This is a genomic window from Streptomyces sp. NPDC037126 (assembly GCF_055605965.1).
The window spans coordinates 229,429-243,470 of the sequence record NZ_JBVJTD010000009.1 but is presented as its reverse complement, the minus strand read 5'-3'; the positions used below and the strand labels follow the sequence as shown (position 1 = coordinate 243,470).

Here is a 14,042-nt window from a genome sequence, read left to right as displayed (position 1 = left end):
TGCGACCGGTTGCTCAGCGGCCGCCGCCCGGCAGCTGCTGCTCCGTCCAGATCGTCTTGCCCGTCGGGGTGTACCGGGTGCCCCAGCGCTGGGCGACCTGCGCCACCAGGAAGAGACCGCGGCCGCCCTCGTCGGTGCTGTGGGCGCGGCGCAGGTGCGGCGAGGTGTTGCTGGCGTCCGACACCTCGCAGATGAGCGCCCGTTCGTGGATCAGCCGCAGGCCGATCGGTCCGCTGGCGTGCGTGATGGCGTTGGTGATCAGCTCGCTCACGATCAGCTCGGTGGTGAAGGCGACGTCCTCGAGGCCCCATGCCGTCAACTGCCGCTCGGTCCTCTCCCGGGCCTCGTGCACCGCGCGCGGTTCGGCGGGCACCTCCCAGGAGGCCACGCGGTCCGGGGCGAGGGCGCGGGTCCGGGCGATCAGGAAGGCGACGTCGTCGTGCGGGTGCTCCGGCAGGAGGATCCGGACCATCGTGTCGCAGATCTCCTCCAGCGGCCGGTCGGGGTGGGCGAGCGCGAAGCACAGCCGCTCGAAGCCGATGTCGACGTCGCGGTCCGAGGCCTCGATGAGTCCGTCGGTGTACAGCGCGACGACGCTGCCCTCCTCCAGGTCGAACTCCGCCGACTCGAACGGCAGCCCCCCGAGTCCCAGCGGCGGCCCGGCGGGGATCTCGGGGAGTTCCACCGGCTCGCTGAGGTGGGCGAGGGCGGGCGTGGGGTGCCCGGCGCGCGCCACGCTGAGCTTGCGCGAGATGGGGTCGTACACGGCGTACACACAGGTCGCGCCGATCACCACCGGGCCGTCCGCGACCGCCTCCGCCTCGTCCGCCAGGCGCAGGACGAGATCGTCGACCCGGGCGAGCAACTCGTCGGGCGGCAGGTCCAGATCGGCCAGGGTGTGCACGGCCGCGCGCAGCCGGCCCATGCTGGCGGCCGCGTGGATGCCGTGGCCCACGACGTCGCCCACGACGAGGGCGACGCGCGCCCCGGACAGCGGGATGACGTCGAACCAGTCGCCGCCCACCCCGGCCTCGGCGTCCGCCGGCAGATAGCGGTAGGCGACGTCGACGGCGCAGTGGTGGGGCAGGTCGGGAGGCAGGAGGCTGGTCTGCAGGGCGAGGGCCGCGTTGTGTTCACGGACGAAGCGCCGGGCGTTGTCGACGCACACCGCGGCGCGCGCCACCAGCTCCTCCACCAGCAGCAGGTCGTCCTCGTCGAACGGGTTGGGGTTCTGCCAGCGCAGCAGCGTGAGCACTCCCATGGTCACGCCCCGCGCGCGCAGCGGCACCACCATGTGGGTGTGCACCCCGAGACCGGCGGTCTTGGCCAGCCGCTGCGCGTCGCCGGCGAGCCACCAGGTCGCCGGCGACAGGACGGCGTCGCGGATCGGGCGGCCGGTCGTCAGGCAGCGCTCCTGCGGCGACTTGGGCGCGTATCTGCTGGGCGCCCCGATGGGGATGACCGCCTCCGGCAGTTCCTCGCGGACCGACAGGTGCGCCGCGCGCTGCAGCGTGCCGCCGGTGACCGGTCCGGGGGTGAGGTCCCTGGCCGCCAGCACGCCCTGGAAGAGGTCGATGGCGACGAAGTCGGCGAGCTGCGGCACGAGCACCTCGGCCAGTTCCTGCACCGTGCGGTCCAGGTCCAGGGTGGTGCCTATGCGCTGCGCCGCCTCGTTGACCAGGGCGAGGCGTTCGCGTGCCCGGTCCTCGGCGGTGAAGTCGACGGCGGTGTGGCACACCCCGAGCGTCTTGCCCTCGACGTCCCTGAGCGGAAACGACGAGCGGAGCCTGAGGTGGCCCTGCGTGCCGCGGCGGGTCATGCCCTGGGGGGCCGTCACATGTTCCACGGCCGGTGTGACCTGGCCGGACATCAGCGCCTGACGCGCCTGCCAGTCCACGGCGGGCGGCACCTGCCCGGACACCGGGGGCGCCGTCGGGCCGAGGGCGCCGAGGTGGGGCGGCAGGCCCTCCATGGCGGCCAGCACCTGGTTCACCCACTGGAACCGCATCTCGTTGTCGAGGACGGCGATGCCGATCGGGGACTCGTCCAGGAGCCCGCGCATCACCGCCTGTTCGAGGTCCCACTGGCGCGCGGCGGTGACCTCGCAGGCCGCGACGAGCCAGGCGGAGTCCCCCTCCGTGTGCAGCGGACACGCCCGCAGGGCCAGCTCGACCTGGTGGCCCGCGTGATGGCGCACGGTGAGCAGGCCCTCCCAGCCCTCCCCGACGCGCTGCGCCGCGGACAGCGCGGACGCGAGCGTGTCCTCGCCGACGAGTACGGAGGCCGCGGGCCGCCCCAGCACACCGGGCGCCGGATGTCCGAGCAGGATCTCGGCCCGCTCGTTCCAGTAACGGATCAGACCGTGTCCGTCCACGACCACGACGGCGGCGGCCGTGATGCCGAACGGATCACCCGGGTGCCCGTCGGCCAGATCCCTCAGAGCCATGGCGTCGGCCCCATCTGCGAGGAGGCGTCCTCACCCCACGGTCTCACATGGCCCCGGTCCCGGCTCCCAGGGACGGCGCCCGGAAATCGGTGTGCGAATAGCTGTTATCCGGGGCGCTCCGAGCGGTCTCCCAGGCATCGGACAGAATCGTTCGGCGTCGAGGACGGGAAACATCTGATGAGCACACAGCACGGGGTGGACACGGTGGCACTGGTGACCGCTGCCCGAGAGGGGGACGCGCAGGCGCAGGACGCCCTGGTCAGCGCCTACCTCCCGCTGGTCTACAACATCGTGGGGCGGGCTCTGAACGGCTCGGTGGACGTCGACGACGTGGTCCAGGAGACCATGTTGCGTGCCCTCGACGGTCTGGGCGGGCTGCGCACGCCGGAGCGCTTCCGCTCCTGGCTGGTGGCGATCGCGATGAACCAGGTCCGTACGCACTGGCAGGACCGGCAGTCCGCCCCGGGCACGGTGGAGGAAGCCGAGGAGCTGGCGGATCCGGGCGCCGACTTCGTCGACCTGACGGTGGTGCAGCTGCAGCTCGCGGGGCAGCGCCAGGAGACCGCGCACGCGACGCGCTGGCTGGAGCCCGACGACCGGGGGCTGCTCTCCTTGTGGTGGCTGGAGTGCGCCGGCGAGCTGACCCGGGCCGAGGTCGCCGCGGCCCTCGACCTGTCGCCCGAGCACACGGCGGTGCGGGTGCAGCGGATGAAGGCGCAGCTGGAGGCGTCCAGGGTCGTGGTGAGGGCGCTGGAAGCGCGGCCGCTGTGCGAGGAGCTGCGGGTCGTGCTGGCCGCCTGGGACGGCAGGCCCTCGGCGCTGTGGCGCAAGCGAATAGCCCGGCACGCTCGCGGCTGCGCCCGCTGCTCCGGGCTGTGGAGCGGACTGATGCCCGCGGAGGGGCTGTTGGCCGGTCTGGCGCTGGTCGCGGCGGCACCCGCGCTGCTCGCGAGCGTGCGTTCCGCCTCGGGCGGCATGGTCCCGGCCGGTTCGGCGACCCGGATCGGCGCGTCCGGGGGCCGCGGGGGAGCGGGGCAGGGTGCCGGAGGCCGGGCCGGCACGCGCGGTGAGTCGCGTCGCCGCAGGCGCCTGCGGCGACGGGCCGTCGGCGGCGCCGTCGTCGCGGCCTGCGTCGCGGGCGGTGGCCTCTGGTACTTCGGTACGGACTCGGGGACCGGTGGTGGCACCGGCGCCGCGGCGACCGCGGGCGCCCCCGTCGTGGACCTCTCCGCTCCCAGCACCGTGGCGACCTCGCCCTCGGCCACGCGGTCTCCCTCCCCCTCCGCCTCGCCGTCCCGGACGAAGAAGCCGAAGCCCACCCCGAGCCCGACCAGGAAGAAACCGGCCACCCGGCCCGCACCGGCGCCGGCCACCACCGTGCAGTCGGCGCCCGTGCCGTCCGGCACGGTCGACCAGGTGGTCGCGCTGGTGAACAAGGAGCGTGCGACCGCCGGCTGCGGTCCGCTCACCGAGAACGCGCAACTGGAGAAGGCGGCCCAGGGCCACTCCGACGACATGGCCGCACGCCACTTCTTCGACCACACCAACCCGGACGGCGCCGACCCCGGTCAGCGGATCACCGCCGCCGGCTACCACTGGTCCACCTACGGCGAGAACATCGCCCAGGGCCAGCAGACCGCGCAGTCCGTGATGCAGTCCTGGATGAACAGCCCCGGCCACCGCGCCAACATCCTCAACTGCTCCTTCAAGGACATCGGCGTGGGCGTGCACAAGGGCACCGGCGGCCCCTGGTGGACCCAGGACTTCGGCGCCAAGCTGTGAGGCCGCCCCGGCGGCGGGGCATTCGTACCGCCGCGCCGTGACGGACCGGCACCGCGCCCCCGGCCGCCGTCACGGCCGATCGGGGGCGCCGATCCCGCGCAGGATGCCGAAGGCCCGCAGCAGGGGTGCCGGGCCCGTGTCCGTGACACCGGCGGCGCGGCGCGCCCGGCGGGTCCGCAGTACGGCGCGCACCGCGGAGAGCGCGGCGCACGCGATCACCGCGGCCGTGAGGTCGGCGTCGGGCGCGTCCGGGGGCAGCCTGCGCTGAACGAGGACGGTGAGCCGTTCCTCGAAGTCGGAGAAGGCTTGGACGAGCCGGGCCGTGACGACGTTCTCGAGGTCCTGGACCGGATGGCTGAGCGCGGTCAGGGTGGAGGCCGCGAACGGCTCGGCCGCCTCCAGCAGGGCGTTGCAGACCGCGTCCAGGGGCTCCTCGTCGGCCGGACGCCGGGACAGGGCGTTCTCGACGTAGGCGAAGATCTCGACGCCGTCCGGCAGCAGCAGCGCCTCCTTGCTCTCGAAGTAGCGGAAGAACGTGCGCACGGAGACGTTCGCGTATGCGGCGATGTCCGCGACCGTGGTGGCCTCGAAGCCGCGTTGCTTGAACAGGCGCGCGGCCCCTTCCAGCAGGCGCCGCCGCGTCTCCTCCTTCTTGCGTTCACGCAGTCCGGCGGGGGCGATCTCACTCGGCATGGTCCGAAGCCTCCCGCCATCGCGTCGCGACTGTCAATTGGCACACATGTCACCCGAGGGCCGCCGTGCGCCTGCCCGGGGTCGTCGCATCCGCGAATTGGCACGACTGCCAATTGTCATTCGTGCCACTTCTTCTCTAAAGTTCGTGTCACTCGTGACACTTTTCCTTGGAGATCATGGTGGCCCGACCTCTGCCCCACCCACCAGCGCCGACCGGGGCGCACACCGCCGAGCGACCCCCGACGGACCCCGCCGCGGTCCACGGCGGACTCGGCCGGCTCGGCGGCCTCTGCGCCCGGCACCCGGCCGCGGTGATCGCCGCCTGGCTGCTGGTGCTCGTCGCCGCGCTGGCCGGACGGCACCTCGCCGCGCCCACCTTCAGCGACCAGATCAGCCTGCCCGGCACCGCCTCCCACACCGGCGCCGACCTGCTGGCCACCTCCATGCCCGAGGCGGGCCGGCCCAACGGCAAGGTGGTGTTCCACACCGACTCCGGCGCCGTCGCCGACCAGCGGTCCGCGCTCGACCGCACCCTGGCCGACCTGCGCGCCCTGCCGCACGTCACCGCCGCCTCCGCGCCCGTGACCAGCTCCGACGGGCGCACCGCCTACACCACCGTCTCCTTCGACGAGCAGTTGAAGAACCTCGGCCACGACTACACCGGGCAGCTCGACCGGGCGACCGGGCCCGCCCGCGCGGCGGGGCTCGGCGTCGCCTACGGCGGTGACCTGGAGCAGGTGGTCCGCGCACCCGCCGACGACAAGCTGAGCGAGGGCGTCGGCGTAGTCACCGCCCTCGTCATCCTGCTGCTGGCCTTCGGCAGCATCCTCGCCGCGCTGCTGCCCCTGGCCACCGCCCTGATCGGCGTCGGGGTCGGCCTCGGCGTCGTGGGCGTCGTCGCCGCCACCATCTCCTTCGCGACCTCCGCCACCACCCTCGCCGGAATGATCGGCCTGGGCGTCGGCATCGACTACGCCCTGTTCCTGACGACACGCTTCCGCCAAGACCTCATCGACGGCCGCGACCCGGTCGAGGCCGCGGCCCGCACGGCGCACACCAGCGGACGCGCCGTCCTCATCGCCGCCCTGACCGTGGCCGTCGCCATGCTCAGCCTCTACGCCTGCGGACTCACCTTCATCGGCAAGATCGGCCTCGCCGCCACCCTCGCCGTCGTCGTCACCGCCGCGGCCGCCCTCACCCTCGTACCGGCCGCCCTGGGGCTGGTCGGCAGGCGCATCGACCGGCTGCGGCTGCGCCGCCCGGTCGCCGAGGGCACCGCGGCGCGCGACGGCCGCAACCGCTACGCGGACCTCGTCGCCCGGCGCCCCTGGACCTTCCTGGCCGCCGGCACCGCCGTCCTCGCCCTGTGCTCCGTGCCGCTGCTGTCGATGCGCCTCGGCCACGTCGACGCCAGGGCCGACCGGCCCGGCAGCAGCACCCGCACCGCGTACGACTGGATCGCGCACGCCGGCGGGCAGGGCTTCGGAGCGGGCGCGAACGGCCCGGTCGTCACCGTCGTCGACGTGAGCGGGGCGAGGTCTCCCGTCGACCGGATCTCCGACGACGTGACCACGGCCCTGCGGACCACCCACGGCGTCGCGGCCTTCACGCCCGTCCGGGCGAGCACCGACGGGAAGATCCTCGTCACCACGGTCACCCCCACCACCGGACCGCAGGACGCCGCGACCGGCGACCTGATCGACACCCTCTCCGGACGGACCCTGCCGAAGGCCCTGCACGGCACCGGCGCCGAGGCCTACCTCACCGGCAGCGTGGCGGGGCAGGCCGACTTCCGCCACACGGTCGGCGAGCGGCTGCCCATCGTCATCGGCATCGTCCTGGTCCTCGCCTTCCTGCTGCTGATGACGGTCTTCCGCAGCCTGGTGATCCCGCTCAAGGCCGTCGTCCTCAACCTCTGCACCACGGCCGCCTCGTACGGCGTGCTCGTCGCGGTCTTCCAGTGGGGCTGGGGGGACCGGCTGCTGGGTCTCTCCGAGCCGGTGCCCATCGAGTCGTACGTCCCGATGATGATGTTCGCGATCGTCTTCGGGCTGTCCATGGACTACGAGATCTTCCTGCTGTCCCGGATCGCCGAGGCCTGGCACCGCACCGGCGACAACCGGCTCGCCGTGGGGGAGGGGCTGTCCGCGACGGCGCGGGTGATCTCCGCGGCGGCCTTCATCATGACCGCGGTGTTCCTGTCCTTCACCGCCTCGCCGACCGTGGTCGTGAAGATGCTCGCCCTGGGACTGGCGATCAGCGTGATCGTCGACGCCACGGTGGTCCGCCTGATCCTCGTGCCGTCCGCCATGTTCCTCATCGGCCCGGCGAACTGGTGGCTACCCCGCCGGCTCGACCGGGTCCTCCCGCGCCTGCACGCCTGACCGCCCGTGAGCCGACCGATCCGGAGCAGTGACCCCATGACACCGAACCGCCGCGCGAGGACCCGCGTCGTCCTGCTCGCGCTCCCCGCGACCCTGGCCCTCCTCGCCTGCGCGACCGACCTCCTGGTCGAGCACAGGACCGAGGAGCGGGTCGTGTCCCAGGCGTCGCGACGGCTGAGGCCCGACGGCCCGGTGCACGCCGATCTCACCACGCCGCTCGCGGGCCTGCGCACCCTCGGCGGAGACGTCGGCGACGTCGAGGTGAGCGCCCACGGCGTACACCGACAGCACACCGTGATGGACGTGGACGTCCGCCTGAAGGACGTCACGACGAACGGCGACAGCGCGGGCGGCACCGGGACCGCCACCGTGGGGTACGACCAGGTGACCCGGCGCCTCGGCGCACCGGGCGACGGCCTGACCGCCGGAGGCCAGGACGGCGACCTGGTCCTCGTCGGGACCGTCGGCGGCCTGGGACTGCCGGTCACCGTGCGGGCCGGGGTGTCCACGACCGCGCACGCCTTCACCGTCACGCCGACGACGGTGAGCGTCCTCGGCCGCAGCGTCGCGGTCGACGGCCTGCCCGCCGCCTCCGGGCTGCGGGACCGGCTGAAGCCCCGGACCGTGGCCGTCACCGGACTGCCCCACGGCGTCGCGCTGACCTCGGCGCACGCCGCCGGCGACGGTCTCGTCCTCGCCTTCTCGATCGCCGCCGGGCCGACGCCGGGTGCGGGCGGCGGAGCGGCCTGACCCCCGCCCGGGCCCCGGAACCCCCGGGGCCCGGGCGGCCGTTCGTCGGCTGCTCGCGGACGGTACTAGGCTGGGTGACCATGCGACCGGCACGTCGACGACCGCGCCGGGCTGGAGTGTCAGGGAGCGGACGATGACAGTGGGAACCGAGCGGGCCGTACTCGCGGGCGGTTGTTTCTGGGGCATGCAGGATCTGATCCGCAAGCAGCCCGGCGTGGTGTCCACCCGCGTCGGCTACAGCGGCGGGGACACCCCGAACGCCACCTACCGCGACCACGGCGACCACGCCGAGGCCATCGAGATCGTCTTCGATCCGGCGGCCACGAGCTACCGCGACATCCTGGAGTTCTTCTTCCAGATCCACGACCCGACCACCAGGGACCGCCAGGGCAACGACATCGGGCGCAGCTACCGGTCGGCCGTCTACTACGCCGACGACGAGCAGCACCGCGTCGCCCTGGACACGATCGCGGACGTGGAGGCGAGCGGGCTGTGGCCGGGCAAGGTCGTCACGGAGGTCGAGCCCGTGGGCGACTTCTGGGAGGCCGAGCCCGAGCACCAGGACTACCTGGAGCGCTACCCCGACGGCTACACCTGCCACTTCCCGCGGCCCAACTGGAAGCTGCCGCGGCGCGCGTCGTCCACGACGGACTGAGCCCCGCGCTTCGGGAACGTCCACCGGCCCGGCTCCCACCTGGTAGCCGGGCCCTGGGGCCCCGGCTACCGCCCTTCTCGCAGCTCAGACGGCACATTCGGGCTCGCGTGCCCGGCCCGGGGCCGGACGTCGGGGAGCTTCCGCCGCGGCCAGGGACCAGTGGCCCATGTGGCGCGAGACCCGTCCAGGGCCATCCTGAGATGTAGGAGGGGTGTGTGTTGTCCGCGACCTGACGACATCAGTGGCGGTGAACCATGGCCGTGCTGGACGAGACCGGACCGGAGCCCGAGGACGGGAGTTCCGACCCCTGCGGGGATCCGTTCCTGCGGACCCGCTTCGCCATACCCACCCTCCCGGTGACGTTCCTGCGCCGCGACCGCCTGGTCAGGCACCTGGACGAGGCCCTGCTGAAACCGCTGACCCTGGTCGACGGAGCCGCCGGTGCGGGCAAGACACTGCTGGTCGCCGACTGGGCCGCCGGACTCGGCGACCGCGTCGCCTGGCTCACCGCGCAGGTCGCGGACAAGGGGTGCGGCACCTTCTGGGCCTACCTCCTGCAGGCCCTGCGCCTGGCCGGCGTCACGCCGTCCGCCGAGGTCGGCGTCCCCGCCGAGGCCCAGGCCGTGGACGACGCGCTGCTCACCCGGCTCGCCGCGGAACTGAGCGCCCGGGAGCTGCCGGTGGTCGTCGTGATCGACGAGTACGATCGGGTCACCGCCCCGGAGATCGCCGACCAGCTGGAGTTCGTCCTGCGGCACGCGGGAGGCGGCCTGCGCCTGGTGCTCGTCACCCGCACCGAGCCGCTGCTCCCGCTGCACCGCTACCGCGCGGCGGGCGCCGTCACGGAGATCAGGAACGACGAGCTGGCCTTCACCCCCGGCGAGGCGGCCGACCTGCTGGCCCTGCACGGCCTGAGCCTCCCGGCCGGCGGAGTGACCTCGCTGGTGGAGCGCACCCGGGGCTGGGCGGCGGGCCTGCGGCTGTGCGCCCTGGCGGCGCAGGACGAGACCGATCCGCAGACCTACCTCAAGGAGTTCGAGGCCGACCGCAGCACGATCGGCGACTTCCTGCTGGCCGAGGTGCTCAAGCGGCAGCGGGCCGAGACCCAGGACCTGCTGCTGCGCATCAGCATCCTCGACCGCTTCTGCCCCGCCCTCGCCGACGCGCTCACCGGGCGCACCGACGCCGAACCCATCCTCACCGGACTGCACCGCGAGAACGCGTTCGTCGAGCACCTCGGGCACGCCTGGTTCCGGCTGCATCCTCTGTTCCGGGAGATCCTCCGCGCCCATCTGCGCGTGCGCTCCCCAGGGCTGGAGGCCGAACTGCACCGCCGGGCGGCCCGCTGGCTGCGGCGCTCCGGGCCGCTCGCGGAGACCCTCGACCACGCGGCCGCCGCGGACGACTGGGACTCGGCCGCCGGTGCCCTCGTCGGCGACCTCGCCATCGGGGAGCTCTTCACCGGACTGCACTCCGACACCCTGTGCACGCTCTTCTCCGGCATGGGGCCCGAGCCCAGGACCGCCGCCACCGATCTCGTCCGCGCCGCCCGTGAGCTGTCCCGCTGCGACCTCGACCGGGGGCTGCCCCACCTGGAACAGGCCGCACGGGCCCTGGCCGGGGAGAGCCCGGTGGGGGACGCCGTACCCGACCTGGCCGCCGCCCGGCTCAGCTGCGCACTGCTGGAGGCCCTCGCGGCGCGGCTGACCGGCTCGCCCGGGCGGGCGGAGATGGCCGCGCGGGCCGCCGAGGAGCTGCGCCACGAGGTGCCCGGCCGGCTGCTGGAGGAGCATCCCGAGCTGACCGCCCTGCTGCTCACCCATCTCGGCTCGGCACGGCTGTGGGCGGGCCGGTTCGCGGACGCCCGCGGGGCCCTGACCACCGTGGTCGACTCCGGCCGGACGGTGTCGACGGCACCGGTGCGGGAGGAGTGCCTGGGCCACCTGGCCCTGATCGACTATCTGAAGGGCTGGCCGGGCCGGGCCGAGCGCAAGGCCCTGGCCGCGCTGTCCGCGGCGGACCGCTCGGGGCCGCCCTCGGCGCCCGGGGCGGGCCTCGGCTCGCTGGTCCTCGCCGCCGTCGCCATGGACCGCGACGAGCTGGAGCGGGCCGAGGCGCTCCTCGACGCCGCGGCGGACGCCCGGCACCCGCCGTGCGACCCGGTGACCCGGGCGGGGCAGACCATCGTCGCCGGGCGGGTCCTGCTGGCCCGCGGCGACACCGAGGCCGCGCTCGAAGTGGCCGACCGGACGGTCGAGGCCGACGTGGCGTGCCCCTGGGCCGACGCGTACACGGCGCTGCTGGCCGCCGCCGCCCACCTCGCCGAGGGCCGGCCGGAGACGGCCGTGAAGCTGCTGGAGGAGGAGCCGGGCGAGGAACCGGTGTGCCTGGTGGGGGCCGCGCAGGCGGAGCTGGCCGCGGGCCGCGCCGGGACCGCGGTCGACCTGCTCGAACAGGTGCGGCCCCAGCACGGCGTCGGTCCCGCGGTGACCGTCCGGGCCGCACTGGTCAGGGCGCAGCTGGCCGGCGACGCCGGGGACCGCGCCCTCCAGCGCCGGCTCGTGGCCCAGGCGCTGCGCGAGGCCCGGCGCGAGCGGCTGCGGCGCCCCTTCGTCGAAGCCGGGCCGTGGCTGCCGCCGCTGCTCGGTGCGATGCCGTTGAGCGCCCTGGCCGCGGGCTGGCTCACCCCCGGGGGCACGTCACCGGCCGGCCTCAGGGTGCCGGAGGGACAGCCGCCGCTGCCGGTGGTGGAGGAGCTCAGCGGACGCGAACGCGACGTCCTGCGCCGGCTGGCCGAGATGATGTCCACCGAGGAGATCGCCGCCGACCTGTACGTGTCCGTCAACACGGTCAAGACCCACCTGAAGAGCGCCTACCGGAAACTGGCCGTGAACCGGCGCCACGACGCGGTGCACCGCGCACGTGACCTCGGGCTGCTGTGAGCCGCGCGCCCGGTCGGCGGGCGCCGGGAATCCCCCGCGCGGGGTGAGGCGACCGCCGCTTCCCCACGACTGCCATGGACGGTGGCACGGGGGCCGTACGGGCACCGACAGCGCGGGAGGCACCGATGTCCGGAACCCGGAACGTCACCACCGGAAGACACGCGCCGGAGCAGCGGGCCCACGCGGACTACACCGGCGGAATCTACGGGTCGATGCTGGCCATTTCCGTGGTGGTGGGCGCCGGCGCGACGGGCTCCGTCGTCCGGCCCGAGCTGGTGCTGCTGCTCATGCTGACCGGCGTGGCGTTCTGGCTCGCGCACGTCCACGCCCAGCTGTTCGGGGCGCGGATGGCCCAGCAGCCCCTGAACCGCCGGACGGTGCTGCACGTGTGCCGCGACGAGTGGCCCATCGTCAAGGCGGCCGTCCCGCCGGCCGCGGCGGTGGCCCTCAGCCCGCTGCTGGGCCTGGACGCCGCCGGCGCCTACTGGCTGGCGCTCTCCGTCGCCGTGGCCGGCCAGGTGGGCTGGTCCTGGGCCGCCGCGCAACGGGCCGGCGCCTCCTGGCGCCTGGCGGCGGTCACCGCTTCGGTCAACCTCCTCCTCGGCCTGCTGATCCTCTCCTTCAAGCTCTCCCTGACGCACTGAGCCGCGGGCCGGGGGTGTCCGGGCCCGGTATCACCTGCGACGGGTGAGGCCGGGCGGCGGGCCGGGGCGGAGGATCGCAGGAACAGGGCAGGGTACGCCCGTCCGCGGAACGCGGGAGAGCACCTCATGCGCTACGAGATTCGCGTCGACGGAGAGATGACGGAGACGCTGGCCAAGGCGTTCCCGGAGCTGGACCACGTGGTGATGTCCGGTCACACCATCCTGTTCGGCCTGGTCCTCGACGAGGCGCACCTGTACGGGCTGCTGGCCCGCTGCCAGTCGCTGGGGCTGCACGTCCTGGAGATGCGCCAGGCACCCGAGTGATCCCCGCCCTCCTCACAGAGCCGTGGCCCGCACCCGGCCCGACCGTGCGGCGGCACCCAGCTCCCCGAAGTCCCGCTCGTTGAGATCGGCGTAGGCCTGGGCGAACCCGGTCAGCGCACGGTCGAAACGGTCGCCCGCCCCCAGGTACGCGGCGATCGCCACCGGGTCGCCGGACCGGGCGTGGGCACGCGCCAGACTTCCCCCGCACAGCCGGGCGAACAGGTCCAGCAGGGCCGGATCCATGGTCTCCGGCCGGGCGATGCCCTTCCAGTCGCGCAACTGGCGTACGTAGAAGTCGCGGCCGCGCCCGTCCAGGCCCTCGACCCGGGTCCAGCCGAGGAAGATGTCGCTGCCCGTCTGGATCAGCCGCTGCCCCCTGACCACGCGGCGGCCCTGGTTGTCGTAGCCGGGGCCGCCTGTGTGGGCGGCGAGCACCGACTCCTGCGCCTCCTTGGCCTGCAGCAGCAGCGGATCGGTGTCGTCCCGGCCCAGCATCAGCAGGATCCAGCACCGGGTGCCGACGCTGCCGACGCCCACCACCTTCCTGGCCACGTCGACCAGGTGGTAGCGGCGCAGCAGATGACGGCGCTCGGAGGACAGGCTGCGCGCATAGCTCTCCACGACGCCGCGCAGCTCCTTCTCCTCCTGGTCGTCACCGGGATCGGGCAGCAGCCGCCGCAGCGGCACGATCAGCGGCGGGTCCGGGGCGAACCGGCGCCCCTCCCCGGTGATCAGGGTGAGCTTCTCGAACGCCTGGAGATGGGTGCGCGTGCGCGCCCGGGCCGTCGCCTCGGCCGTACGGCGCCGGGCCGTGCGGTTCATCGACGAGGCCAGCAGTTCCCGCATCCGGTCCGTGTCGTCCTGCGCGTACCAGATGTCCAGGGTGCGCATGCCGGCGAACTCCCGCATGCGCTGCCGGTAGGCGCCGACGCAGGTGCGCACCACGGCGTTCTGCTCCTTCGTGGTGAAACCGTTGGCACGGCCGGCGATCACGAAGCTGGTCGCCAGGCGCTTGACGTCCCACTCGAAGGGCCCGGCCAGGGTCTCGTCGAAGTCGTTGATGTCGAACACCAGGTGCCGCTCGGGCGAAGCCATCAGCCGGAAGTTGAGCAGATGGGCGTCCCCGCAGAGCTGCACCTTCAGGCCCGTGTCCGGCTGCGAACCGAGGTCCGCGGCCATGACGGCGGCCGCGCCCCGGTAGAAGCGGAACGGCGACTCGAGCATGCGGCCGTAGCGGACCGGTACCAGCTCGGGCAGGCGGGACGCCGACTGACGTTCCAGCACCCCGATGGGATCGAACCGGCCGGCCGCCGCCTCGAACCACCCGTGCGCGGCACGCGGCACGCGCGCGCGTGCCCTGCTGCCGTGGGCCGCCCGCTCCTCGGGTGACAGGAACGAGGTGATGGTGCTCGGTGTGCTCAT

Annotated in this window: 10 protein-coding genes; 7 read left to right on the top strand and 3 right to left on the bottom strand. The window is 73.9% G+C overall.

What is annotated here, in order from left to right:
- Positions 1-13 precede the first annotated feature (13 nt).
- Positions 14-2,446, bottom strand: coding sequence for a SpoIIE family protein phosphatase (locus tag ACZ7FF_RS21775; RefSeq protein WP_470813891.1), 2,433 nt, complete (start codon positions 2,444-2,446; stop codon positions 14-16).
- A 177-nt stretch (positions 2,447-2,623) separates the two neighbouring features.
- Between ACZ7FF_RS21775 and ACZ7FF_RS21770 the strand changes: the two genes are divergently transcribed.
- Positions 2,624-4,228, top strand: coding sequence for a sigma-70 family RNA polymerase sigma factor (locus ACZ7FF_RS21770; RefSeq protein ID WP_470813890.1), 1,605 nt, complete (start codon positions 2,624-2,626; stop codon positions 4,226-4,228).
- A gap of 69 nt (positions 4,229-4,297) precedes the next feature.
- On the opposite strand, the gene ACZ7FF_RS21765 is transcribed toward ACZ7FF_RS21770, so the two are convergent.
- Positions 4,298-4,921, bottom strand: a complete 624-nt coding sequence (locus ACZ7FF_RS21765) for a TetR/AcrR family transcriptional regulator (protein WP_470813889.1) — start codon at positions 4,919-4,921, stop codon at positions 4,298-4,300.
- A 176-nt stretch (positions 4,922-5,097) separates the two neighbouring features.
- Between ACZ7FF_RS21765 and ACZ7FF_RS21760 the strand changes: the two genes are divergently transcribed.
- The 6 genes from ACZ7FF_RS21760 to ACZ7FF_RS21735 all read left to right on the top strand — a co-directional run bounded on the left by ACZ7FF_RS21760 (position 5,098) and on the right by ACZ7FF_RS21735 (position 12,620).
- Entirely contained in the window at positions 5,098-7,305 is a 2,208-nt protein-coding gene (locus ACZ7FF_RS21760) for an MMPL family transporter (protein WP_470813888.1), read from the top strand.
- Positions 7,306-7,341: 36 nt separating this feature from the next.
- A complete protein-coding gene (locus ACZ7FF_RS21755) occupies positions 7,342-8,055 on the top strand; it encodes an LmeA family phospholipid-binding protein (protein ID WP_470813887.1) in 714 nt (237 codons plus the stop codon).
- A gap of 133 nt (positions 8,056-8,188) precedes the next feature.
- Entirely contained in the window at positions 8,189-8,710 is a 522-nt protein-coding gene (msrA, locus tag ACZ7FF_RS21750) for a peptide-methionine (S)-S-oxide reductase MsrA (protein ID WP_470813886.1), read from the top strand.
- Between the two features lie 254 nt (positions 8,711-8,964).
- Entirely contained in the window at positions 8,965-11,652 is a 2,688-nt protein-coding gene (locus ACZ7FF_RS21745; protein WP_470813885.1) for a winged helix-turn-helix domain-containing protein, read from the top strand.
- A 125-nt stretch (positions 11,653-11,777) separates the two neighbouring features.
- Positions 11,778-12,296 (top strand): hypothetical protein, encoded by a 519-nt coding sequence (locus ACZ7FF_RS21740; RefSeq protein ID WP_470813884.1) that lies wholly within the window; start codon positions 11,778-11,780, stop codon positions 12,294-12,296.
- Between the two features lie 126 nt (positions 12,297-12,422).
- Complete coding sequence (locus tag ACZ7FF_RS21735) at positions 12,423-12,620, top strand: hypothetical protein (protein ID WP_470813883.1); 198 nt, start codon at positions 12,423-12,425, stop codon at positions 12,618-12,620.
- 12 nt (positions 12,621-12,632) lie between these two features.
- Here the strand turns inward: ACZ7FF_RS21735 and ACZ7FF_RS21730 are convergent, their stop codons facing one another.
- Positions 12,633-14,042 (bottom strand): DUF2252 domain-containing protein, encoded by a 1,410-nt coding sequence (locus ACZ7FF_RS21730; protein WP_470813882.1) that lies wholly within the window; start codon positions 14,040-14,042, stop codon positions 12,633-12,635.